The following is a 25,437-nucleotide window of genomic DNA, read 5'->3' on the forward strand; positions in this document are numbered from 1 at the left end:
TCACCTGTAGTGATTATCATGAAACACATTGTTTACGACTGAGAAGTAATGGGGATGTAATTTTTACTCAGTGCTACCTCCCAAAAAAATCTTTCAAGCCGACCACCCTCTTTACCCAGCAAACAGCCCCGATTCCTGATGTGGCAGCTACCATGCAAAATATTGCGTAAGCTTTGAGTAACATTGAGAGAAATGCAGCAATACACCACTCCGTGGAATTAACTTTAATACGGCAAGGCTGTCACTCAGTAGCCAACAACTATCTCAAGCAAGCTGTTGAAGCCAAAGAAACCGATAGCCGCTATATCTACGTCTAATCTATGTCTATGCGATTGCACTAGATTCCGCAGTAACCCGAATCATGTTTGGCAATACTTGAAAAGGGATTCGAGCAGCATCCTACTTCAGTAGACATACTTCAGGCTTTAATCTCAATTAATCGAGAATCCGGTGATCTGGAGAAAGTGAAAAAATATGAGGCTTTCCTTGCGGGAAACAACTAACCGCGCCTTAGAACAATCCATTTCCCCAGCTAGAAATCGTAGTAGAAACTCAAACGAAGCAGATGCTCACTAGGGATTAAACCAAATTCACAGCTATCACAGCCACTGAATACTTGAGCCTGAAGCCTAGTGCTAAAGTGCTCGGTCCAGTTTTGGATAAACTCCAAGTTGTGGTACTGACTCTGATCGTCGATATTATATTGAATGCTCTGCCGGTACTGGAACTTACGTTCAACTCGGGTATTGCCCCACATAAAGAACAAGTATTCCCGGCGCAACTGCCCAACCTTTAACAAATCGTAACTATCAATCAGAAAATTAAAAGCAGCAAAGGCCTCAGTGGACTGTAAACCCTGTTTAGCAAGATCTACCTGTTCTATTACCTGATCCCACTCTTCGGCCTCGTAGCCGTGTTCGTTGTAAAGATATTCCGCCGTAATATCCCAACCACCATCTAGACTCACCTGGGCACCTAAAACGGCTTTCAGATAACCACGATTCTGTAACTCTACATAGGAGATATCACTGGCCAACGGCAGTTCTCGTTGTTGCTCCCAGGCCCCCTCGAATCGCAGGGTGATATTATCTCGTGCCAACGCGCTCAATCCCAGGGCTGCATTGAGGTCTCTCCCCTCCATCTGGTGTAATACCAGCCTGGTATCTAAATCTCCCTCCCGATTTAAGACCAATGCATATTGGTAATCACTATCGGCAAAACGATGGTTCAGGTTTCGATCCAGGTTATCTTCCACTTCAACAAAATAAATACCCGCGTTCCAGTCACCGTAACGAAAATCCAGATGCGCCATATCCCACCCCTGTTGTTGGGTCAGGTCGTCGGAGTCCAGATTTGGGCGGTCATAAACAGGTTTGAGTAAGTTGGCAGGCGACCAATTATAACCATTACTCCATTGGGGTTTTATACGTCCAATATTGACACCAAAGCGTCGACTAGGGGTATACGAGGATAAATACCCCTCTAATAAATACGCATTAAACTCATCTACAGAGCCACCAGCCTCATCCACCTGGTAATCCTGCACAAGAGCTAGGCGGGTATAAGCCGAAAGATAGGACCCCGTCGAAAATTCGCTACTCAGGTCCAATGCAAACATGGATTCCCTTTCGCTAAATGCCAGGCTCCCGGGATTGAAATATTGATCCTTCCGCACACTATTCTGCTGCTGATAGGCAATCGTAGAGGCATCAAAATTCCAGGAAATAGTATTTTCTGAACTATTGCTGACAACCTCTTCCAACTGAAAAGCCTCAGAAGAATCATTAGAGAATGGATCTTCATACTCATGTGCAATAGCTAGGGGAGCCACTGAGGCGAGACCTAAAAAAATAACCAGTTTGTGCCGAGCCAGACTAAGAATCACCATGATATCTCTTTCTATTAATTCAATTTACCCAGAGATGCCTTTTGGAAAATAGCCTGGTCTAGCTTTTCAAGACGGTAATCATCAAATTTCATCCAGGTATAATTATCCTGCATCAATGCATCAACCAGGAGAAGCTTATGTAATTTCAGCTCCCCATCATAGCTTTTGAATTCTTTGTAGAAAGCGGTTTTTAAAAGACGGTCAGATTTGGAGTAGAATTCACTTTTGAAGGGCTGGTTACCTTCCGATTTTGCCATCCATACTTTCACTTTGGCATAGGCTACACCGGAAGCGGTGGAGATTAACTCCAACAACCAGTAGTCCTGCCCTTCAAGTGTCTCCTCTCCGATAATTTCTGCATGGTAGTCCCTGGAGAAATTAGTACCTACAACGTCTCCATTACTGGTTTCTCCAATCAGACGCTGGGAGGGTGCTATGCGGATAACTCGGCGAGTGCCGGGAATATAAAGCCACATATTGGCATCTTCCTTCAGCATAGCTCGGCCCTTCTCGCGGGCGGGAGACTCAAAGCGAATCAAAGACTTATCATTGAATACTTTGACATTGAGAGTATTGGTTCGAGGTTCTTTATCTTTTTTATAACTGATATTAGTGATATCAAAGACGAAGCCCTGATCCCTGTAGCCCCTCACTTCATCCAATCGATTGACCAAGGATTCCGCCGTTACTTCGGCTCTTGCAGATACGCTGAGAGTCAACAACAGCCCAACGATAAAACTAAAGCGGCCTTTTTTCATCACTACACCCAATGCCTATAAACTATTTGCATCGCTATCAAGTAAATCGCAGCGCATTAACTACCGGTATTCTGGAAGCCTTTACCGCCGGATAAACACTGGAAATCAGAGAGATTAAAAACCCCAGAACAAAGGTCTTTATCAGAATTTCAGTAACCACAAATACCCTTATGGGGTAATCCTGAGTACTGCCCGGTGGCCGCGGCATCATCCACTCGGCATAGGTAATACCTTTTGCCGCTAGAACCCCGAAAAGCAGACCTAAAAGGCTACCAATAATACCTAAAAATACCGATTCCAAAAGAATCAACCCAACCACCTGTGTCGGTGTACCACCCATGGCCCGAATAGTCCCAATCTCTCGGGTACGCTCCATCACTGCCATCAGCATGGTATTGGATATACTTAATGCTACAATCACCAGAACAATAACAGTGATAAAACCGAATACACCATTAAATAGGCCCACAACTTGGTGATAGTAAGAAGCCAGATCCCACCAGCTTCTCAATTCCAGTCCCAGATCCTGCTCCTGAAATACCTTGCGCAAGGTACCCACAGCCGTATCGGTCATTTCGGTTTCTTCAAGCAAGACAACCAATCGGGTTAAATCCGAGGTGTAAAGTAATTCCTGAGCAAGAGGCAAATTAACCCTAAGTAAGCGATCATCCAGCTCTTTCACACCGGTGGTCACAACCCCGGCTATCTGAATATCTACGGCATTTATCGCACCGTCCTGAGTACTCGCAAGCAGGGTTAGATAATCCCCTACCTGAGCGTCCAGGGAGTTGAACAACCCCTCACCCAGATGTGCAGCAGCTACATCCTCAGGAAACAGGTCTTCGCCTTCAACGATATGAATTGCGGAGGAAAGCAGTACTTCTCTTTCCGCATCGACACCAATGCCCGTTATCGCAATGGATTGCTTTCCATCACTAAGGAGACCATTGAAATTCAGCCGCGGAGCAACAACCAATGCCTGGGTCTGCTCTTCGATCACCTGAGTAATCTGCTCCAGTTTGTCGGAGGAGATCAGGTACTTCTCTGGTTCAGCTTTGCCATACTGGTTGTAGCCCTCTGCATAGATCTGAATATGACCCAATTGCGAGCGGATCATACTTTCTCGCATGCCGTCATACATCGATTGCACGAAACCGCCAAACACAATCAGGCTGGTACAGCCGAAAATAACCGCAGCCAGGGTAATCAAGCTGCGTCGACCATTTCTTAGAATATTTAACAGCGCTACCTTCCAACCCAGGATCATAACTACAGTTTCTCCAAGGCTTGGCGAGACTTCTGCGCCCAATCCGTTTCAGAAACTGTCAGTTTTCCCCAGAGTTCTTTGGCTTCATCTGTCTGATCATTACGCTCATAAGCCTGTGCAAGATAGAACTCGACGAATGCTTGGAACTCTTCACCGTATTTACCACCAATTTGCTGTTGTACCAGCTCCAGATCTTCCACCGCATAACGCGCCCGTTTTAGGAAGGCCGGCATATTCGCGCAACTGATACCCCGCTGCAGTCTTGCACCTAAGTTAAATGGCGCTTGTTTTACAGCTCTATCCATCATGCGATTTCCCCGCCTTGAAAATAAGGAAAGCTTTGCCAGTTGATCGATATAGAAACTAGATCGAAAGGAAATCGTCGAACCCAGGGCGGCATTCAATTCTGGGTCATTATCTAGAGAGCGCTTTAATTGGGCCATTTTTTCTTCCAGGGATTCCACTTGCTCAACCCGCGTATCGCTAGAGGAAGTCAGTAACGCCAGTTCAGCCAAATAGGCAACTTTCATTTGCTCGGGCGTGGAGCCTTCATTTAACGCCTTAACCAAACGAGCCCTTTCGATATTGGAAGATGGAATCTCGGAAGGTGGCGTAAACTCATTGGCAAGTGCCTTCGAAAGGCTGCCAAGTAGTATAAGAATCGTCGCAAATATTCTCAGAGTAACCTGTGGGGCAAGTAATTTCATACCTCAGTCTCCAATCTTGCACTATTGGCCCTTTCATGCCGATTAGCCTGAAAATGATCATTGAGGCTATCGCTTACCAATTCGCCATCTAAAATAGTAATAACTCGAGACGCCAAGCTGGTGACATAATCATCGTGAGTGGAAATAACGAAAGTAATCCCCTGCTCTTTATTCAACTTCTGTATCAACGCCATAATCGTTTCAGAGGTTTTCGAATCAAGATTTGCGGTGGGCTCATCGGCCAATACGATATCAGGCCTTGTAACAATCGCCCTGGCTATAGCCACCCGCTGCATCTGACCACCGGATAATTGTGTTGGCCTCTGGCCAGTCTGTTTTTCAAGGCCAACATCTTTTAGTGCCTGCAAAGCCCTTGACTTTGCATCCTTCACCCCCCTGAGGGTCAATGGGTACATCACATTTTCCAGGGCTGTTAAAACCGGGATCAGGTTAAAAGACTGAAACACAATGCCGATGTGCCGGTTACGGAATTTCGAACGCTTATGCTCACCCAAATTACCGATATTGACTCCCCCAACCTGCACCGTGCCGGAATCACACTGATCAAGAGCCGACAAAATATTAAGCAGCGTACTCTTGCCACTGCCACTCGGACCCTTCACAGCAAGAAACTCGCCTTTCTCCAGGGAAAGGGTGATATCTTTAAGAGCATCTACCCAGACATCACCCATCGCATAACGTTTAGATACGTTGATCAGTTCAACCAGCATTAAGCTTCGCCTAAAGTAACAACCACTTGACTCAATTGCTCACAGGCATCCTGCATGGTATTGGGACACTCAGCCAGACTTTCTGCCTTCTGGAAATAGTCTAAGGCGATATTGAGTTCATCACGATTATCCTGCCCTTTCACTCTATAGGCATTCGCCAGAGCAAGATACACGAGCTGCCTGACCTCGGTGGGAAAAGCATCGGTATCTTTTTCAATCAAAGGAATAAACCAGTCTTCATCTTCAAACACACGGTCAAAGTGGCCGCTTACTTCACCAACAAAAGAAAAAGTCAGCAACCGAACCAGGCGCACATCAAAGTCGGAACTGGCTTGTAGCGCCGCTTCATCCACCTGATTCATCGCCTGCCGTAGGCGAAAAAGTTTGTAAAGACCCATGGCAGGGTCGAACATAGCACCGGCCAACTTACCCTCATTGGAGAAGTAAGATGCTTTGATCAGCATATTTTGGGGGTCTTGTTGGTAGGCTGCCCCCAGCAATTCACCTGCTCTATTTATCTCATTGTGGTAGCTGTATAGCTGCCCCAACTGCAGCATCAACTCAGGATCGGATTGATCCTCACCTAGCTCAGCAGTCAGAAACTCCAATTGCTCAACTTCTGTTTTGCTATAGTCGATCTTTTTAAAATCAATGGGAGCAGCCCCTGAAAACCAGGCAACAATGTTACCAATCAAAAGACTGCTTATTAATATTGTTAGCATTTTTTTAAACATGGGCTACTCCCTAAAATAGATTTACATCTCTGCAGAATTTTCGAGTAACTGGGTATCCATTTCCCTTAGGGTGGTGTGCTCATCAAAAACCAGATTCTCTGGACTCATTACCCCAGGATAAAGTTGCTCACAAATCAATATCACTTCTACGATATTGAGAGAATCCACACCCAACTCAGCAATAGGGGTATCCGCATCAACGGAATCAACATTCAGCATAAGAGCGATCTGCTCACAGAGTTCCTGTACTTTGCTCTCTACGACTGCTGTAGACATACCTAATCTCCAGTAACATTACCAACTTTCAAAGGATAGAATCGCAACAAATAATCCAGAGTCACAGCATATATACATACATGCTGATCTCCCTCAGAATATTTCTGTTGCCGTTTAATAATCTTGGCGCTAATCATAGGGGGTATAAAAAACCAGATCCGGGCAAGCCACCGGTTTCCATAAAAAAATACCCGTTGAAAAGACTCATAAACATTAACTATGGGGTTATCATCCATAGTAAAAACCGAATCTGCCGTTTCTTTTTCTCTCCCCTTTTCGGCATCGACAACCCTAATTTCTTTACCTGCCTCAGCAGCTAAAATACTCAACTGAAACAGGATATACGGATTATAAAACCGCTCGGCCAGATAGGCATTCCTATTCAGTGCTTTATCCGAAGCCTCCCAGCTCGATTCAAGCTGACCTCCAATCTTTCGGATATAACCTCTTAGATCGATACCTTCTACCTTTCTGGATTTATGAGCTGCATTAAAAATGTCAGCTCTTTGCCGATCAAAACCAAAGTTTTTGGGTAAGCTTTCCCTATGGACTTCGCACACAGGTTCTTGACAAGTTTTAGCTTTTTCAAACACTTGAGCAAAGAATATATGATCGAAAGGGGTGAATAGGCTTGTTGCGACTTTGGGTAGCAGATTGAATAGGGTTTCACCTTCACTTAGAGGTTTTACCAAGGAAGACGTCAAACCAGGTTGTTCAGGCAGTGTATCGTCCAGCCAAATTAACGCTTCTGCAGTAACAGATACCTCATCGCCAGGAAAAATCATCCTGACATTTTCCAACAAGCATTTTCTATCAGAAGGAAAACCGAAATATTCCAGCTCAATCAAATAGTGAGGGTCGACTCTATCGGCCCCAACTGCCAAAAAGGAGGGCAATTTTGCACCAATAAACCATTGCTCATTAAAGAGGAATTGATACAGAGGTAAATTAAATGATTTCCCGAGGTGAATATGAAAACAATTGCGATCACTTCTCTGGATAATCCCTTCGTTATCTTTCATCGAATTGCTTTGTAACTTTTTATACTCAGCCGGGTAAAAATCCAATAAAGAAAGCTCAGCACCAACTGCAAGAGACACAGGCTTTATACCGGGAATATCATAAACCATTTGTTTCACAGGGCCACCTCCAGTTGGTGCTCTACCACCTTGTTCAGCCAGCTGGAAAGCGGTTTTGCCGAGGCGGTGATAGCCGACATATGGGTAGCGTTGGGAATCTCAGTTAGGCAAGAGTCTACCTGTGGGGAGATATACCAGTTCATCACCGTGTAGAGGATATTCGCATCAACTACCTCATCGTGCTGCCCCACAGTGATATGACAGGGAATATCAATGCTCGCGAACAGATCGGAATATCTCTTAATGGTGTAAGCACTGAGCAGATTGTAACTACATTCAAGTACCCTACCCTGATTACCTGCAGCCGATCCAACAGGAGGGAAACTCAGCACAGGCATTCGTCTGAAGGCGGGAAAGAGCATCGCCAGCCAGTATTTCCAAAGGTTTATTGTTGGCAAGTTTTGCTGCTCAGGTCCAGCCATAGGCCTTGAGTGCCGTCTTTTGCGAAAATAACGAATAAAGTACTCAAGCCCTGAAGTGGCAATATCATACTTTCTTGTCTCTTCAGCCTGAGTCAACGGCGGGGCTATAGCGAAAAAACCCGCTATGTCCCTGGTGCCATAAATTCCAAGATATCGCAAAGAAGCAAGAGAGCCAGCACTGTGTCCACCGAGAACAAAACGGCGAACTCCCCTCTCTTTCAGGTGTGTTATTAAATCGTGCAGATCGTCTTGTAATTGATTCGGGTAATCCAGATCCCCCGGGCGACCTTCACTTTTGCCGTGCCCACGCCAATCTGGCAAGCAAATGGTCATCCCTTGCTTGTGCAACATACGCCCAAACATTAAATACCACTGACTGCTAAAGGTACTACCATGCATACAAATAAGCGCAGTCTCTGTGTCTTCTGCAGGCAACCAGCGGAAAGCCAGATTTTTCCCATCCCGCGCTTTGAAAAACTCTTGAATCACACCGCCTCCACTACACGACTTTCAGAGGCTTGTTGACCCATTTCCAGCGCTTTTCTCTGGTCAATTACAGAATCCATTATGCTATCGGGCTGGCTACGCGCAAACGCCAGGAAAACCGGTACCATACTTGGCATGGCAATATACTCTTGGGTCTGCCCCCAGAGTGATTTTGCCTTCTTAGTGAGCTTCTCAAGCTCATCTACCGTTAATTCTCCCGATAAATCTATAATTTCCAGCATGCCAGTATGGAAAGAGTCTTCAGACACTTTAACCTGAATGGAATATTCAGTCTCCTCAGATAGCATTTCTGAAAATTTGGCCGAAATCTTTTCCAGGAGCCAACCCTTGTCGGTAAGATTTAAATTGGGTTTTTCAAGTAGATCCGGCAGTAAAATGCTCTGCTGAACTACCATTTTGTTAGCGAGCATGGGTAAATCCAATTTTGCCTCAATCACCTTGAGAAATATTTCTACCCAAAGCTTGACCCTTAAATCGATACGCCATCCGTCCCGACCAGCAGTGCCCATTAGGTATACAAAATACTTGTAGTGATCCGCTCCAGACTCAAAAAAGCCTTCATCATTTCTTCGGTAATAACGGCCTTCAGATTTGAGTACTTTTGCGGTATCTATCAACTGCTTCTGCAGTATAAGCTCCAACGCCAGATACCCCCTGCGCAGGTAACTTTTGCGCTGCCAGTATTCCTGATCCAGATAATTGCCGGACATATAATCCCAAACAATTTCCAAGAAATAAGCTGAGGTGTTATAGGCCAGCAGGGGCGAACAAAGTTCAGCAGAATCAATAACCGGATAAACATTGGCCACATGGGCATAGAGACCTTGGTAAAACTCTTTTACGGTCTGATTTGCGATGGGTAATTGCTGATCCAGTAATTGTTGAGCCTTGTCTCTATCAGACTCTGCAAGATCCATCAGGATATATTTGCAGATATGATCGTTAAATAGTGCGATCATATCGCCACCACCGCTAAACAGTGGATCAAGAAACATAGAGGCAAAGCCAGAAGTTGCCCAACGGTCGGGGAAAATAAACTCCTCCGCACGATAGGCAAGCTGCCCCCAAGCTTCAAAATCCACCAGCTCAGCACCATCCAACAACTCTGAAATTGCCTGATAATTCTTCAGGAAATCCAGGAAGCTTTCACGCTTGGTCGGTGGTTTTGCAAACTTCTCTTTTTCACCAACGATGCCGACACTCGTGTAGCCACCACTTAGGGGAATAAACCACACCCAATATCCATCACCAGAAAAGTGATTGGTGGATAAAAAACGGCCAAAAGCACGCTTTCTCCAGGCTTCGTCTCCCATGGAGTCAATATCCTGGATATTCCTGAAGCGCCCCCAGGCAGAGAAGTTCTCCGGCACATTTTCCTGGCGGGTTAATTTCTTGTGTTTTTTGGCAAAACGGTTTCGTCCACTGCAATCCACCAGCCAGCCAGCAGTGACCTCCGCGTCACACTCTTCTGCAGACAACTGCACAGAATGCCGCTCATCCGCGGTCTCTATACTGAGGGCCTTGGCCTTCACACCCATCAGTACTTCAATGCCATCTTCCCGGTTCATTTCAACCAGATCCGCCTCCAGGCGGGCTCGATCCAGCTGGAAGGCTGGGTGAGGCGGTATACTGGTAGTTCCGTGCTCACTCATCTCTGTCAGAGACAAGCTGTGATCAGGCTTATCAAAGAAAAAACGCAAACCATTTTTGGGAAGGTGATTTCTATAGAGGTAATTGACCAGGCCCAACTGGTTCATAAAGTAATGGCCGGTCATTTCAACGGTCGCTTCACCGACTTTTGCCCGAAAGCCATCATTCGCCTCTACGACCAAGATTGAAGTATCTTGGCTACCCCGCCTTATTTGTCTAGCCAGCGTTAACCCGGCCCAGCCGCCGCCGATAATGACAACGTCATATTCTTTTTGTATTTGTCCGATAGTACTCATCACACAGATTCCAAACCAGCGAGAAGAGAATCCCATACCGGGGTGTCCACCTGACAAAATGAGTCGTGATCCTGAATAATTTCCATCACCATCTTGGTTCTGGGCAACTCATTTCTAATAAAGAACTTAGCGCTAGTAATCTTCGATTCAAAGAAGGCTTTTTCATCCTCCTCATTGCTCAAGCGACTGGAGGCACTGCAAGCGGCCTCTAATAACAGCCAGGCAAGGGTTATATCCCCCATCATGTGCAGGATACGAGTGCTATAAGCCGGGATTTTGAACATCTCTTTAGTCCTAACCCAGACATGCACTGCTTTCAAGACAGTCTCAAGATGTGTAAAGGACTCTTGCAGTCGACTGAACTCCGCTTTGAATTTTGGGAAATCCGCTGCTCTATCCATAAATGTTTCAAATTCATTTTTATAAATTTGGAACAATTTGCTGGAGTTGCCCAATCCCAGCTTATCGCGAATAAGGTCCTGACTCTGGATATAGTTGGTTCCCTCCCAAATCGCGAGTACCTTGATATCCCGAGCATACTGCTCAATACCCAATTCTTTTAAGTAGCCTTGTCCACCACAAGTTTGGATAGCCAGCTCACAAATCCGCCAAGCTTGATCACTGATATAGGCTTTCACCACTGGGGTCAACAGGTTTACCAGGCCCTGGTGATGAGCAACTTCGGACTTCTTGGCTTCATCCCCTTCAAATGTCTTCAGTAGGCTTTCAGAGAGAGTTAGCTTGGCTATCAATGCCCTACAACCCTCAACCTTTGACTTCATCTCCAGCAGCATACGTTGAACATCCACATGCTCAACAATATTGACCCTGCTCGCCGTAGCACTGAAGCTCTCGTGAAAACGTTTACCTTGTAGACGCTTACTGGCATAGGCAAGTGCATTGTAGTAAGCCGATGAAGCCATACCCAGGGCATAAACTCCGGTACTAATCCGCGCTTGGTTCATCAGGGTAAGGAACTGCAACAAGCCAACATTTTCCCGATTACCCAGCAAATAGGCACGACATTGACCATTCTTGCCGAAGGTCAAGTGGGTATTGGCACAGCCTTTAAAGCCCATTTTGTCAGCCAGAGAGATACATTCGACATGGTTGAACTCTCCAAGGCTTCCATCTTCTTCAACCCAGAATTTGGGTACGATAAAGCAAGACAAACCATAGGTGCCCGATCCACTCTTCTCCCCCCTACCCATCACAAAATACAGGGTATTACCTGTGAGGTCGTGCATACCGGCACTAATCAGATACTTTTCACCGGTTAGCAGATAAGTGCCATCTTCTTGTTCGGAGGCCTTGGTTTCCACCAGGGAGACATCACTGCCAGCCTGTGGTTCGGTTAAACAAAGACAGGAAGTCCACTCGGATGTGGCCAATTTATCTTTAAAAAGAGCCTTTTGAAGTTCAGTACCATATTTCTCCACCAGAGTGGAAGACGGCAGGCAAAAGCCGCCATAAGTCATAAAACTGGGGTTGGCCCCCATAAACATTTCCAGGAGCATCTGCATAATAAAAGGCGGCAGATCGGTACGCTGTGCACCGCTAGCTGAGGATAAGTCACCCCACTCCTCTTTGAAACGGCTCCACATCTCTGAAAAAGAGGAAGGTAACTGCACCTTGCCATCAACTAAGTGGCAACTTTGCTCATCAGCTTCCTGATAACCAGGACCCAATACCTCAGTGGCAAATTCTTTAGCGCGCTGAAGGACATCCTCAAGAACCTCTACAGAGCAATCTTTGTAGAGTGGATGCTCAAAAAGCGCCTTGGTTTGATAGAACTGGTTTTCAATAAGAAACTTAAATTCCCGCAAGTCGGACTTATAGATATTTCTACCCATGTTTGGCTCCTTGATTTTCCAAAAGTGACCGCCAGCTGCCGGAACCCAGCACCCAGTGAAATATTTGATTGTGCCTTCCCCGATATTTTTTCTGGGGATAAATCATGGCTCCGCGCACATGAGGAAGGTAGTCCTGACCGTGAGCACCCTCGATATTTTGTGCCGCAGTAAAGTTTGCGTAAGCCTCTTCCAGTGAAAGTGTCTCAGTGTGAACCAACCGGGAAAGTAACTGGCCCTCCATTCGCGGTGTTCGATGAACCCTGAGGCAGCCAGCTCGACCGCCCCCACCCAAAGTGATAATCCAAAGGTTTTCCACTTCGCTTTCCAGGCAATATTTATTAATCTCAACAATAGGTTTTATGCTGAGATAATGCTGACCATCAAGCTCACTACTGGGCAGCCATTGAGATTTTTCCTCACGGGAAAAACCCTTTAATAAGCCTTTGGCCCAGCGGGATTGAATATCAAAAGATACTATGCGGCAGGAATGACTAAAATCTGTAGTCATTATTTTCTTGAGGCTTTGCACCAGCTCATGAGCCCCACTCAGCGTTGGCGCTTGAGATAAAATATCACAGCTGGAAATCTGGCATACACTCTCTGCATGATAATGCTTGCTCAACCAGCAAACCGCCACACCAGTGATTACATCCAGACCATCTTGCCCGGCCTTTACACCTATACCCAAAGCGTCCAAGCATTCCTGTTGTCGCTCTTTACCCAGCTCTAAATTAATGATCAGGGCATCTTCTTCTTGCCGCTTGGAATAGCTTAATAGTGCCGCATGGAAGCTGGTGCAGGCACTACCGACAAATTGAATATTGTGCCCAGCCTCTTCTAGCTGAGCCAGAAATTCTATAGCCGGACGTTCTAGCAGTACATTGGCTTCGCCTGCAGAAACGATGTATACAAGCCCTGGAAGATGAGTTAATCCTGAAAGATATTCTTCCAGTGATTGCAATAATTGTTCAGTTTCCCCCTGATGATCTACCCATAGGCTTCTGATATACATTTTATAAGCTCCTTTCCCTGGCTACTTGCTCAACGTTATCAAAGCCCAGATTCTGCAATTTTTCTGAGATCATAGCGATCAAACTACCATCATCTTCGGTAGTACAAATCCGGATGCAAATATTATTTCTGCCAGACTCCAGTGGATGGCGCACTAAGGTATCTTCTATCACCAGATAAGGTTTACCCGCTTTATGCAGGATTAATTCTTCTGTTTGAACATCCTGCAACATCAAGACCCGCTCCTGCAGAAACAGTTTCGGCATCCTGCCACCCGCCGGCATCTGCATTCGCAATAAGATCGTCTCTATCTCAACACCAGAGTGATCCACACACTCCAATAGCTCTACCAACAGCTGGTAATGTTCCGAAAAACTTAATAGCACAGGAATATTACCTACCGGTAACAGGGAAATTGCCAAAAAGTCGGATTCCCCTTGCAAAGGCAATGTCTGGGCAGCGCAAAGTTTAGGATTTTGCGGATAGGGGTTGCGGAGCAACCTGCTGGAAAGTTCAATCACTTTACTCATACCGACTCCGCCAGGTAAAAGGTGCTGTCCTGGTCAACACTAACTTCCGCCATACAGTAGTAACCATTCAAAGCAATAGAGCATGCCAATAATTTCTCACGCTCTTGAAATCTACCAGCTACACCATGGCTAATAATATTTAACCAGGGATCACTACCAAAACAGTGACCCCACCTGTCATGAAGATCGGGCAGCTGTTTGAAGCCATTCAGTAGTCGGGTAAAAATCTGTCGTATATTTTCCGGAAAGAATGGCAAAGACAAGGTCAGATCTTTTCCATTGCTGGCCATTTTCCTAACAATGGTTGCAAACTCTGGTGTGGTGTTATAAGTAACAGCGCAACCTGCCGTGATATCTTCTCTGTTAAAGGACTCAACTTCCAAAAGCAGAGTACCTAGACCAAAGCCACTCTTGCCCCAGTTTTCATTGCTCTGCCAAAAGCTCAGATCCAACACATTGGCATCCAGAATACTGACTATCACATAGCGTGCGGTGGGATTTTGCCGTAAATAATAACGAAGACTGTAACCCCAGGAAGCACACTCATAAGTATTTACAAAACTGGTGACGGGCATACCCCGCTGCTGTTCAGCGGGGTTTAAGTCGCCCGTGCTAACAGCCCCAGCAGTAAAGGGAAGCTCGATCATCGTTGAACAGAGAAAGTGCCGGTCAACTTCAGCCCTAGCATCTGATGAAATAGCTTCTAGCACTCGACTACTCTGATTTGAAATAATCTCTCCGATTCTAACGAAGGCTTCCTGCAAACCTCCACTTGTTGCAAAAGTAATATTTTCAATGGGAGTAAAGGCTGCCGACTTCAGGTACAAACTCATAGCCGATGCCCTTTCGATTTACTGTAAATCTCAAAAAAGCAGCGGTAGGAGCTTCCTTCCATCTTGGTAAATGCCAACAGATCCCGCTGGCGGGCCTTATTTTTTACTTTACCTGACGACACAAGATGTAAAAGTAATTCGTTACTGGCAAATTTTGTTGCCAAAACCCTATTCACACTGTGCATAGAAAAGATAGTGGCCGAGGTTTGCTCGTTGCACAGATAAATTAGGTACTCGATACTCTCTTGGTCTGCGACTGACAGCTCGACTTCACCCTGATCTTTCAACCAGAGTACAAAGTGCATCAGGGATTTTACAAAACGAGGACGTACCAATGTAAGGAAGCGATTGACACTACCCAGGCCGCCCTTACTGAGCAGCATTTCTTTAGTCACTCGGACACTGCCACGACAATTACCCAGTTGTAGCTTGCCATCCAGAAAAGCCTCACCTATAGATGACTGCTTCAACTCAGAGCAGAGTTCAGGGGGCAACATCAATGTAATTGGAAATGGGCGTGCGGCTTGCTTGGCAACAACCATGGCAAATCCCAGCTTTTGCGCTTCTATGCCATGAATTTTATTGACATTGAGTCGCAGGGCACCATCGGTATCCTGCAGTTCAGTCTTCCAGCTTTGCAGGCTTGGGCCACCCGGGTCGGTCATCAGGAAGTGGCCAAAAATACCCTGCTCCACCCAGCTATTTACCTGAGCCAGCTGCTCTTCAGAAGCGGTCAGGCTCATCATAATGGAGCCAAACAGGCCGATCATTTCATGGAAATGATCGGCCAGTCCCTCGTTTCGTACCCTGTCAATAATTAGATCAATGACAAAGGTTTGTTCAAATTGCTCCAAAGGCTGTTTGACAGATGGCTCCCGTAGGGGAGCAAGCGCTGTCAATGGGTCTTCAATAATCATCGAAGCATCAAACAAGCGTATGCAAGCCTTCTCAAGAAGCTCTTGCAGTGAATCAGGCACTGGAGAAACAGATGAAAGTTGGGTGACAACAAAGCCGCCGGCAATAGATTGAAATTCCATAAGTTACTCCATGAGATAAGACTTGGCAGAAGGCAAACTCAGGAAGGGAGCAACGGTATAGCTCGCATTGTAAGCACCGCAATTACTGAAAATGGCCAGGTCGCCAGGCTGTATGGCTGCACCTTTTATCTCACCGATCACGTCTTCCTTATTACAGGAAGTACCTACCAATAAGCAGCCTTCGGTATCGCTCTCAAGTTCCAGCACTTTACCTTCACGTAATATCAGTGGCTGACTGAACCGCTTAAAAGTGCTTTCCGTTTTTGCCAAAAGAAAATTCTGGGCCATGCCGCCATCACAGATACCGTACTGCTGCCCTTCTATTGATTTAACATAGCGAACCTGAGTGACAAAGTACCCTGCGCTGGCAACGATGGCACGGCCACTTTCATGTGCAATTTTGATATGGGAGGGAAATTCACCAAGCAGCTCTCTGTACTGTTCAAAGTTAAAATCGACACTTTCCCAGTTCAGGTCAAAGCCACCCCCAAGGTTAACAAATGTAATTGCATAGCCAAATTCACTCTCGAATTTTTCAACTATTTGCAATGCAGCTTGCGCGGTGCTGTAGGCGAGCTTGGCAAAATTGTAAGACCCCCGGAAAACATGGAAGCCACCAACTTTTAGGTCATGCTCCTTACAGAAAGCCAAAGCAGTCTCAACATCACGCCATCCGAAACCAAAATGGTCTTTCTTCGTCACCGTCTGTACTTTATCAAACTGATCCAAAGTGCTGGGATTCAAGCGTAGTATCAACGGATTGATCGGGCGCGTCCCTTGAAACTCTCGAATAATTTCCAGCTGGGATAGGTTATCTACTACCAGAGTACACTTGCTGGCAATTGCTGCTCTAATAAAACTTTTATCTGCGGATGGGTTATTGATATAGCGGGGGCTTTCTCCCCTTGGCAGAAGGTTGAGCTCACCGACAGAGGCAATCTCGATACCATCTTCGAACAAATGGCCGCTGCGTACAATGAGATCAAGACAGCTATTCGCCTTCAGAGAATAGATAAGAGATGTTCCCAGACGATCTTTTAGTTTTCGATAGTTATCGGCAATATCTTTTAGTGAGTAGACATAGCACGGTGTTGAAAAGTGTTGCCTTTGTTGGCTGAACTGGGCAACGAGCTTTTCCAAGGAAGCTTTCATGATATCACCTGGAGAAATTTTAAATCATTCTTATAGGGCACAAATATTTCAGCCGTATTTACGACTTATCAGTCTGGTCGTTATTTTTTAACGTCTTATAAAATGCTTGCCGACTGAGGAATCTCAGTATTTCTAGCTGAGAAATTTCAGGATTGAAGCTCTCGCTCGAGTTTCTTCTTGTCAATTTTGCCATTTGCCGTCAATTGAATTGACTCGACAAATCTTACTTCTCTAGGGGTGTAATCGGTATCCAGATTATCTTTCAGCCACACTTTAAACTGTTGCTGATTCTCAGATGTGTTTTCTTGTAGTTCGAGTACACAGACTGCAATTTCATTTTGAAATTTATCCGTAGAACCAATAACTACGCTAAGGTGGACCAATGGACAAGCATCAATCACCCCCTCCAGATCCTTGGGAAACAGGCAAAAACCCGCTTGCTTAATCAGATCTTTGGAACGACCCTTAAAATAATAAAAGCCCTCATCATCCCGACTGAACAAATCACCGGTAGCGAGCCAGTTATCATCCCGATAAAGACCGTTAACGATTTGCGCTCCCCCCTGAGCACTGGGATCATAATATGACTGCATTACCCCCGAACCACGTACGAAGAGCTCACCAACCTCATTGGCTTGAGCTTCCCTGTAGGTATTCGCTTCGGCATCGAGCAAAAAAATTCGAGCGTCCAACCCGGGAATAGGCTTTCCTACAGAACCCATTTTTTGTTCCCAAAGCTCCGGCTCCAGGTACAGCGCTCTTTTGCACTCGGTCAAACCATACATTGAGTAAATGTCAAGCGAAGGACGATACTCTTTCCAAGTACGAATCACATACTCCGGCAAGTGACCACCGGTATTGGTAATAGCGCGCAGTCTAGAAAGATCAGGTTTTACCAGTGGTAAAAGTTTCGCCAACGCGGCACCCATTGCCGGAACAATGGGTAACACTGAAATCTTCAGTTCAGATATTACTTTCAAAGCCTGTAGAGGATTGAATGTTTTATCGTAAAGAATTGTTGAGCAATCCTTATAGAGTGCAAACAATACTTGATACAGGCCGTAATCAAATGACAGCGGTGAGAGACAGAGAATACGATCTTCGCTGGCTAGGCGAAGGTACTGAGAGAGAGACTGCAAAGAAGTAAGCACATTCTGGTGTGAGAGCATAATGCCCTTTGGCTTACCGGTGCTTCCTGATGTGTAGATAATCAGTGCCAGGTCTACACCTGTAACCCTGGCAGGGGTACAAATCTCAAATAACTGCTGTTGTGGTCGATAAGTTTCCAATGAAACGATTTTTTCGCCTTCCACAATTCCCTTAGCATTGCAGTCAGCTGCAATAGAGTTTACTGCGGATTGTGTCGCATCGCCCTTGACCGGGACCACCACCAAGCCTAGGCGCCAAGCGGCCAACATTGTCGCCACAGTAAAAATATCGCTCTGCGCCCTGACAACAATTCTATCCCCATGGGTCAACTGAATATCAGTCTGCTGCAAAAGAGACAAAGCACTCTCGCAACATTGAGTAGTTAACTTTTCCCCAGTCAGATTTTCAAGGCTTCCACACCAGAAACCAGTAATAACCCTGTCGAACAGGTCGGCAAGCGAGAACATTATTAGTCCAAATATTTTTTCTAAAACTTTTTCTGTGACTCCAATTCCCCCCCATTAAAAGAAACTGAAGTCACCTACATGGCACGATCATTTTATAAAGTGAGCTCTCCATAATGACAAGCATTATCTTAAATTCCTGTGATGGAGTTTTCATTCCAGCACTCGCAATTCAGGAAAGTCATTATTTCCTAAATTTTTTTCATATTGACTTTTGATTACTATTGAACAGGACATTCACCCGGAAAATAATTTTATTGAAAGATATGTGATGAGAACCACTTTTCAGCACTGCCCCCGTTACAGCAAATCGAGTATTAATGCGCGAATTATTTTCACTATTCATGTGATTTATTTCATGACCATCTAGCAGCTCTCAACCTCCGCACACTCCGGGTCACAGCCCCTCAGATTGACACAATAAACTTTTATAGTTGACATTTTGTTACAGCCAGAACATAAGAAAATCTTTCTCTACGGCGCTCTTCAGCATCAATTTCCTCCCCCCTACCCCGTTTTTAACGATCAGTAGGAGGCGATTCCTGTCCCACAGTATTTAGTGGCACGGGTTTCCCACTGGAAAATGTCCATGTTTGCGACAAAGATTAATGATGATGTCGGCCAAAAGGAGCGTCAAATCAAGCGGCTTATATCATTAAGCCAGCATCTGTTTTTGGCCCTAGGGGAAAATTGTGGGACTTATTCAACGGTTTAATTAGGCTGGCGCAAAAAGTTTCAGGTGAAACAACTATGGCCGACTACAGTATCAATAATTATTAGCTTGATATCGTTTCTGTTAATACCTCGATAAAACAGTTAAAAACGACAATTTTTTGCGGACTATTAATATAAGTGAAATTTACATCAGCAAAAAAAGCAAATATGGGTGATATAAGTGCTCTGCAAGCGTCGAATCTAATAAACGATATCCATGAAAAGTGTTTTTCGACTCCAGCTGCACCTTTTGCCGAAGCGATTAAGAGGAATTCAGATTGAACAGTTGGCCATTGCCGCTTTCACAACAGCCGCATAAATCCAACACAAGCTTATGGATGATTCTTCACACTCTCCTGGGCCTCTTTGCGCTATTCCATCCTAGCCTGAGAGCAGATGTGAGTCAGGAGACCGTGGAATCCATCAATACACCGGATAAAATAGAAAGTAGCATCGGCGTGCTGAAATTTCGCGATGGTGCTCCCTATCCAGATACAGCTGAGAAACTCTACGATTATCTGGATCACATGCGAGCGGTCGATAGTTTTTTGAAAGGAATCCAGGGTGCTTCGGTACACGGGCTGATGAAAGGCGGCCAAGAACTGGGGGCTAAAGCCGCAAATGAAGTTTTGATCTTTGATCAGCTGATGAATTCTGAGTCCTTATTTCTGACCGGAAACACCTCGACCATTTATACCCTCGCCTTCCTGGATCTCAAGCGCGATGGCCCCACAGTCCTGCATTCCCCACCAGGAGTGACAGGCGCCTTTAATGATGCCTGGTTCCGCTACGTGGAGGATATCGGTCGCTCTGGGCCGGATAAGGGGCGAGGCGGCAAGTATTTGGTTCTCCCGCCGGACTACAAAGGCAACCTGCCCTTTGGCTATTTCCCGGTTTACCCACGTTCCTATCGTGTCTGGGTGTTTATGCGCTCACCGGGCGACCAGCCCCTTGAAGCCGCAGCTCAAAATGTGAAAGACCACCTGCAGATCTTTCCTCTCTCCAAGAAAGGAAATCCTCCCAGGATGGTGTTTATCAGCGCTTCAGGTAAGTCTTTCAACACCATCCACCCCAATAACTACAAATTCTATAAGCACCTGAACGAAGTCATTCAATATGAATGGATTGGTATGCTGAACCCGGAAACCCGCGGCCTGTTTGCCTCTATCGGCATTGAAAAGGGCAAGGCTTTCAGCCCAGATGAACGCATGACCAAGATTCTTACCGATGCCGTGGCTATTGGTAATGGCATCGCCCGCTCCATTGTCTGGTATCCCCGCACCGATAAGTCCCTAGCGGACGTTAAGATCTATCCGGGAACCGACAGTGCCTGGGTAATGGCATTCCCCGGCAAGAATATTTTCTTCAACGGCCCCGATGGCGAGACAATCAATAGCGATGCCCGGGTCAGCTACTTCTATCCCTATACCGGGGTTAGCCCAGCGATGACTACCATTGAGCCCGGTAAGGGCTCCGACTATGCCATCGCCTTCGTAGATGAAAACAAGGAACCTTTCGATGGCGGCAAGAAGTACAAGCTGCACCTGCCCCCAGAAGTCCCGGTCAACGCTTTTTGGGCTGTTAACATCTACGACAGCCAGACCCGCTCACAATTAAAAACAAACCAGAAGTTCCCCTCTGTGAGCAGCCAGAGCAAAGGGATCAAGCAGAATTCCGATGGCTCTTACGATATCTACTTTGGCTCTCAGGCACCCAAAGATTTCGAATACAACTGGCTAGAGACAGTGCCGGGCAAGGGCTTTTTTGTCATTTTGCGCCTCTATGGACCACTGGGCCCCTGGTTGGAAAAAACATGGCGTCCCGGTGAGGTAGAGCCCACAGACTATTGATCGGCAGGGGCCAGCCTGCGGCGGTAGTTGCGGGGAGTATCCGAAAACCAACGCCGGCAAGCCCTTTGAAAAGTGCTCTGTTCAGCATATCCCAGCAGCCCAGTGATCTGCCCCAGAGCGAGGCCAGTATTGGATAGATATTCCGCAGCCAGCTCTCTGCGTACCAAGTCCAATAAAGAGTCAAAACGCAAGCCCTCCAGCGCCAGGCGTCTTTGCAGGGTGCGCGGGTGCAGGCTCAATTGGGCAGCAACGACTCCCACCTGATACTGGCCAGTGGGTAGTAGTTGCCTCACCAGCTCTCGAACTTGTGTGCCCAGTGAGGCCGCTGCGGAAACAAACTGCTGCTCCAGATAACTGGTGGCCAAGCGCTTGGTGATCGGATCCGCAGAAGCGAGTGGAGTATCCAACTGCTCCGAAAGAAACTCCATGGCGCAATAGCCAGATAAGAACTCGACCGGACAGGAAAAATATTCCAGGTAATCAGCCGGCGCACTCATAGCAGCATGGGGCAACAAGACCCTCAGAGGTGCCGTATGAGCGCCCATCAGCATTCGCAACATCATCAAGGCATTACCCAGGGTTTGCTCGTGGATCTGCCTGAAACGAGACAGGGCCGGATCGAGCTGATCAAACACCAGGCGATCAAAGGTTCTATCAATGGTCCTAGCAAAGGTCCCAGCGCCTGCGGATTCAATACGTAAATGGGTAGCAGGGCTGTGCAGCGACATAAACCGGCCTACCGCCTCAATAGCTTCTCTGGCAGAGGTGGAGTTGCAGGCTATCACTGCAATGCCTCCCAGACGATCGACGCCCTGTCGCGCAGCGAGACGAAGGGCAAAATCGGTACACCCTAATCGCTCAGCGGTAATTTCCAGCAAGCGAGCTACGTCCGCATGAGGAAGTAGGCGACTATCAGAAGCGGCTATATTTTCAGGAATATTAAACTCAGTGAGAAGTGCACCAGCATCCCCTCCCAACTCCCTTGTCAGCTCACAATACCCCGTAAGCACACTGGCTCGTATCACACTACCCACTGCTCCCCCAGGGCGTCTCCTGACGCCTCAAGATAATTTTTTGTCGCAATGTAACAATAAAAAGGCCCCACATCTACGCAATCTATTGTGCCTAAAGATTCGAAAAGGATGATGACTTTGCAACCGCTTCATTTTGATGTGCTAGTTATTGGTGCTGGCCTTTCCGGTATCGGGGCCGCCTGCCACCTTCGCCGTGAATGTCCCTCCAAGAAAATTGCTATCCTCGAGCGACGCTCTCAAATCGGCGGCACCTGGGATTTATTCCGCTACCCAGGCATCCGCTCAGATTCCGATATGTTCAGCTTCGGCTTTGACTTCCGCCCATGGCCAGGGCTCAAAGTGTTAGCGGATGGCCCCGCCATTCGCCAATATCTGAATGACACCGCGGAAGAATATGAAATCACCAAAGATATTCACTTCAACGTCGACCTCTACAGAGCCAACTGGGACAGCCCAAAAGGGCTTTGGATTCTGGAGGGCAGTGACACTCTTAGCGGAGAGCCCCGCCGCTATAGTTGCAAATTCTTAATCTCATGTACCGGGTATTACGATCACCACCGGGGATACCTACCCAAGATTCCTGGAGCCGAGCAATTCCAAGGCAACTATATTCACCCGCAGCACTGGCCGGAGGATCTGGATTACCACGATAAGAAAATTGTTGTTATTGGCAGCGGTGCCACGGCGGTAACCCTGGTGCCCGCCCTGGCTGACCGGGCTGGACATGTGACCATGTTACAACGCTCCCCCAGCTACGTTATTTCTGTACCCGCATTCGACAAACTCTCTGCACGGCTTCTCAAATTTCTACCAAAATCCTGGGTCTTTAAATTCGCTCGTTGGCGCAATGTAAAAATACAACGTTGGCTTTTTAAGGCCTCTAAACGCTGGCCCCGATTTATGCGCAACCTATTCTTAAAGGGCGTCCGTAAGAGTCTGCCCAAGAACTATGATATGCGCCACTTCACACCGGATTACAACCCCTGGGATCAGCGGGTTTGTGCGGTACCCGATGATGATTTTTTTAAGGCAATACACGCGGGCAAAGCGTCTGTAGAGACTGGAGAAATTAAAACGATTGGGAAAACCTATATTGAGCTGCAGTCCGGTCAGAAAATCGATGCCGATATTATCATCACCGCAACTGGGCTGAATCTACAAGTGCTTGGAGGCATGCAACTCTGCGTAGATGGAGAGAGAGTTCCTATCAACGAAAAACTCACTTACAAAGCCGTACTATTAGAGGGCGTCCCCAATATGTCGTGGATTTTTGGCTATACCAATGCCCCCTGGACTCTCAAAGCAGATATCTCCGCTCGCTACATCTGCCGCCTGCTCAATTATATGGACAAACATGAATACGATATCTGCTTGGCTGAGGACATCGAGGGCTGCAGTGAAAGCAGTTCCGTAATGAGCAGCCTGAATTCCGGTTATGTAAAAAGGGGGAATCATGTATTGCCCCGACAAGGCAATAAATATCCCTGGCGCCTGCTGAATAACTATGAACAGGATTCTAAAATACTACTTCAAGCACCTATCGAAGATGGAATTCTCACCTTTCAAACCAAGCAGCTTTCTAAAGATCTAATCACACAAGTATCAACAGCCAACAAAACAGAAGATATGGCTACTCATTAGAGGTGAAACCTAGGGAACCTCTGAATAATTCCCAGTTAATTTGGTAGTATTAGGCTATCCGTCAAGGCTACGATAGATCATGCACCAAGTCATCTTTGCCGAAGCAGAATACAACCTCAAGCGTCGTATAACTCGCCGAGAGAAGTTTCTTTCTCAGATGAATGCCCTCATCCCATGGCAGCGACTAGAAGCTCAAATAGCACCTTGTTATCCACAGGGCAAGCGTGGCCGGCAGCCTTATCCATTGAGTGTCATGCTGCGCATTCATTGTATGCAGCTGTTTTACAATCTCAGTGATCCGGCTCTAGAAGATGCGCTATTTGAGATTGAATCTATGCGTAACTTTGCCGGGTTGACTCTGAGCGGTCCAATTCCCGATGAGACAACGATCCTTAACTTTCGCCACTTATTAGAGTCGAATCAGCTGAGTACAACTCTATTTGGGGAAATTAATAAACACCTCGCTGAGAATGGCATGGCACTGCGTGAAGGTACCATTGTAGATGCCACTATTAACTCCGCTCCAACTTCAAATAAGAACAAAAAGAAGGAGCGCGATCCAGAAATGCACCAAACTAAAAAAGGTAATCATTGACATTTCGGAATGAAGATGCATATCGGTACAGATGACACCCTCGGACTCATACATAGCCTCGACACAACAGCCGCTAACCAACATGACATTACTGCAACAGGCAAATTGCTGCATGGTAAAGAGAAGCGAGTTTGGGGGGATTCTGGCTACACGGGTGCAGAAAAGCGAGAAGAGCTAAAATCTAAAGATGTGGAGTGGCATATTGCAGAGAAGCGTAGTCGCCTGAAGCATCGCCCGTGCCGAACTGAGTTACGAAAGGTAGAAAAAATAAAGGCGCCAATTAGGGCAAAAGTAGAACACCCATTCCGATATATTAAAAATATCTTCGGGTATGGCAAAGTACGCTATCGAGGTTTAGAAAAAAACTCTCAGCGCTTATTTCTGCTGGCTGGCTTTACCAACATACTAATTGGGAAAAAGTATCTGCTGACCTAGGGTTAGTGTGCCTTAAATTCGCCAAACGCGGATCTAAGGCAGAAAAAATGGAGATAACTATGTATAGAAAGTAGAATTTCGAGTAAAAAATAGGCATTTTTAGCTATAGGAAGCTTGATGCAAGGTGTAGTGGTCTAATTCTTCCGGACACTTCGCTAAGATGGTAAAACTACCAAGCGAGGTGAAGTATGACAACAAAAGGTACACGTAGGCATTTCAAGCCGGAGTTCAAGAAAGACGCCGTAGCCCTAGTCTCCGAGCAAGGGTATTCGATTTCTAAGGCAGCTGAAGTTGTTGGAACCACTTCCAACAATCTACGACGCTGGATAAAGGAACTGAAGCAAGAAGAAAGTGGTGTGAGACTGGGCGCTGATGAGCGAACTGAATTAGACCGGCTGCGACGTGAGGTAAAGCAGTTACGTATGGAGAAGGAGATCCTAAAAAAGGCCAGCGCCTTCTTTGCGAAAGAAATGAAATAAAATACAGCTTTATTAAAAAGCAGAAAGGCAGCTTTCCAGTTAGGGTACTCTGCCGGTTAATGCAGGTAAATAAGAGTAGCTATTACGATTGGTGCTGCCGTAGTGATAGGCCAATAGATAGCCAAACATGGCAGCTATGCCATCGCTTAAAGGCTTTATTTGCAGCATCTCGACAAAGTCTCGGAAGTCGTCGATTAATGAAACTGTTACGCAAAGAAGGCTTTGAAGTTGGGCGCTATCGCATCCGCAAGCTGATGAAAAAGCTTGGACTGGCAGTAAAGGGCA

At 46.3% G+C, this 25,437-nt stretch carries 22 protein-coding genes and 1 pseudogene; 5 read left to right on the forward strand and 18 right to left on the reverse strand.

The window, feature by feature from the left end:
• Positions 1–532: 532 nt before the first annotated feature.
• The 17 genes from LC073_RS13670 to LC073_RS13750 form a co-directional block, all read right to left on the reverse strand.
• Positions 533–1,888, reverse strand: coding sequence for a hypothetical protein (locus LC073_RS13670; protein ID WP_226647804.1), 1,356 nt, complete (start codon positions 1,886–1,888; stop codon positions 533–535).
• Between the two features lie 14 nt (positions 1,889–1,902).
• Positions 1,903–2,646 carry an outer membrane lipoprotein-sorting protein gene (locus tag LC073_RS13675; protein ID WP_226647805.1) on the reverse strand — a complete coding sequence of 248 codons (744 nt, stop codon included), beginning with the start codon at positions 2,644–2,646 and terminating at the stop codon, positions 1,903–1,905.
• Positions 2,647–2,683: 37 nt separating this feature from the next.
• Positions 2,684–3,913 (reverse strand): ABC transporter permease, encoded by a 1,230-nt coding sequence (locus LC073_RS13680; RefSeq protein ID WP_226647806.1) that lies wholly within the window; start codon positions 3,911–3,913, stop codon positions 2,684–2,686.
• A 2-nt stretch (positions 3,914–3,915) separates the two neighbouring features.
• The gene (locus LC073_RS13685) at positions 3,916–4,620 is read right to left on the reverse strand and encodes a hypothetical protein (RefSeq protein WP_226647807.1); all 705 of its coding nucleotides are present in this window, start codon (positions 4,618–4,620) and stop codon (positions 3,916–3,918) included.
• Positions 4,617–5,351 (reverse strand): ABC transporter ATP-binding protein, encoded by a 735-nt coding sequence (locus tag LC073_RS13690; RefSeq protein ID WP_226647808.1) that lies wholly within the window; start codon positions 5,349–5,351, stop codon positions 4,617–4,619. The genes LC073_RS13685 and LC073_RS13690 overlap by 4 nt, the downstream gene beginning before the upstream one ends.
• The gene (locus LC073_RS13695; RefSeq protein WP_226647809.1) at positions 5,351–6,085 is read right to left on the reverse strand and encodes a hypothetical protein; all 735 of its coding nucleotides are present in this window, start codon (positions 6,083–6,085) and stop codon (positions 5,351–5,353) included. The genes LC073_RS13690 and LC073_RS13695 overlap by 1 nt, the downstream gene beginning before the upstream one ends.
• Before the next feature lie 21 nt (positions 6,086–6,106).
• A complete protein-coding gene (locus LC073_RS13700) occupies positions 6,107–6,361 on the reverse strand; it encodes an acyl carrier protein (protein ID WP_152453918.1) in 255 nt (84 codons plus the stop codon).
• A gap of 2 nt (positions 6,362–6,363) precedes the next feature.
• On the reverse strand, positions 6,364–7,500 hold the full coding sequence (locus LC073_RS13705) for a hypothetical protein (RefSeq protein WP_226647810.1): 1,137 nt from the start codon (positions 7,498–7,500) through the stop codon (positions 6,364–6,366).
• Positions 7,497–8,411 carry an alpha/beta fold hydrolase gene (locus tag LC073_RS13710; RefSeq protein ID WP_226647811.1) on the reverse strand — a complete coding sequence of 305 codons (915 nt, stop codon included), beginning with the start codon at positions 8,409–8,411 and terminating at the stop codon, positions 7,497–7,499. Before LC073_RS13710 ends, LC073_RS13705 begins: the two co-directional genes overlap by 4 nt.
• A complete protein-coding gene (locus LC073_RS13715) occupies positions 8,408–10,375 on the reverse strand; it encodes an NAD(P)/FAD-dependent oxidoreductase (RefSeq protein WP_226647812.1) in 1,968 nt (655 codons plus the stop codon). Before LC073_RS13715 ends, LC073_RS13710 begins: the two co-directional genes overlap by 4 nt.
• Positions 10,375–12,228 (reverse strand): acyl-CoA dehydrogenase, encoded by a 1,854-nt coding sequence (locus tag LC073_RS13720; protein ID WP_226647813.1) that lies wholly within the window; start codon positions 12,226–12,228, stop codon positions 10,375–10,377. The genes LC073_RS13715 and LC073_RS13720 overlap by 1 nt, the downstream gene beginning before the upstream one ends.
• Entirely contained in the window at positions 12,221–13,240 is a 1,020-nt protein-coding gene (locus tag LC073_RS13725) for a hypothetical protein (RefSeq protein ID WP_226647814.1), read from the reverse strand. Before LC073_RS13725 ends, LC073_RS13720 begins: the two co-directional genes overlap by 8 nt.
• A 1-nt stretch (position 13,241) precedes the next feature.
• Entirely contained in the window at positions 13,242–13,769 is a 528-nt protein-coding gene (locus LC073_RS13730; protein ID WP_226647815.1) for a hypothetical protein, read from the reverse strand.
• Entirely contained in the window at positions 13,766–14,602 is an 837-nt protein-coding gene (locus LC073_RS13735; protein WP_226647816.1) for a hypothetical protein, read from the reverse strand. Before LC073_RS13735 ends, LC073_RS13730 begins: the two co-directional genes overlap by 4 nt.
• Complete coding sequence (locus LC073_RS13740; protein ID WP_226647817.1) at positions 14,599–15,639, reverse strand: hypothetical protein; 1,041 nt, start codon at positions 15,637–15,639, stop codon at positions 14,599–14,601. Before LC073_RS13740 ends, LC073_RS13735 begins: the two co-directional genes overlap by 4 nt.
• Positions 15,640–15,642: 3 nt before the next feature.
• Positions 15,643–16,791, reverse strand: coding sequence for a PLP-dependent decarboxylase (locus LC073_RS13745; protein ID WP_226647818.1), 1,149 nt, complete (start codon positions 16,789–16,791; stop codon positions 15,643–15,645).
• Between the two features lie 146 nt (positions 16,792–16,937).
• Complete coding sequence (locus LC073_RS13750; protein WP_226647819.1) at positions 16,938–18,407, reverse strand: class I adenylate-forming enzyme family protein; 1,470 nt, start codon at positions 18,405–18,407, stop codon at positions 16,938–16,940.
• 1,109 nt (positions 18,408–19,516) lie between these two features.
• On the opposite strand from LC073_RS13750, the gene LC073_RS13755 reads away from it, so the two are divergent.
• Positions 19,517–20,968 carry a DUF1254 domain-containing protein gene (locus LC073_RS13755; protein WP_226647820.1) on the forward strand — a complete coding sequence of 484 codons (1,452 nt, stop codon included), beginning with the start codon at positions 19,517–19,519 and terminating at the stop codon, positions 20,966–20,968.
• On the opposite strand, the gene LC073_RS13760 is transcribed toward LC073_RS13755, so the two are convergent.
• Positions 20,962–21,993, reverse strand: coding sequence for an AraC family transcriptional regulator (locus LC073_RS13760; RefSeq protein WP_226647821.1), 1,032 nt, complete (start codon positions 21,991–21,993; stop codon positions 20,962–20,964). The two genes, LC073_RS13755 and LC073_RS13760, sit on opposite strands and share 7 nt — an antisense overlap.
• Before the next feature lie 117 nt (positions 21,994–22,110).
• Between LC073_RS13760 and LC073_RS13765 the strand changes: the two genes are divergently transcribed.
• From LC073_RS13765 to LC073_RS21980, 4 genes and pseudogenes are all read left to right on the forward strand, one after another.
• A complete protein-coding gene (locus tag LC073_RS13765) occupies positions 22,111–23,643 on the forward strand; it encodes a flavin-containing monooxygenase (protein WP_226647822.1) in 1,533 nt (510 codons plus the stop codon).
• A 79-nt stretch (positions 23,644–23,722) separates the two neighbouring features.
• Positions 23,723–24,673, forward strand: a pseudogene (locus LC073_RS13770) (IS5 family transposase).
• Positions 24,674–24,861: 188 nt separating this feature from the next.
• On the forward strand, positions 24,862–25,152 hold the full coding sequence (locus LC073_RS13775; RefSeq protein WP_226647823.1) for a transposase: 291 nt from the start codon (positions 24,862–24,864) through the stop codon (positions 25,150–25,152).
• Positions 25,153–25,349: 197 nt separating this feature from the next.
• On the forward strand, positions 25,350–25,437 hold an 88-nt coding region (locus LC073_RS21980), incomplete at its 3' end, for an IS3 family transposase (RefSeq protein ID WP_413231450.1).

This window comes from Microbulbifer variabilis, assembly GCF_020524905.1.
GTDB classification, from domain to species: domain Bacteria; phylum Pseudomonadota; class Gammaproteobacteria; order Pseudomonadales; family Cellvibrionaceae; genus Microbulbifer; species Microbulbifer variabilis_A.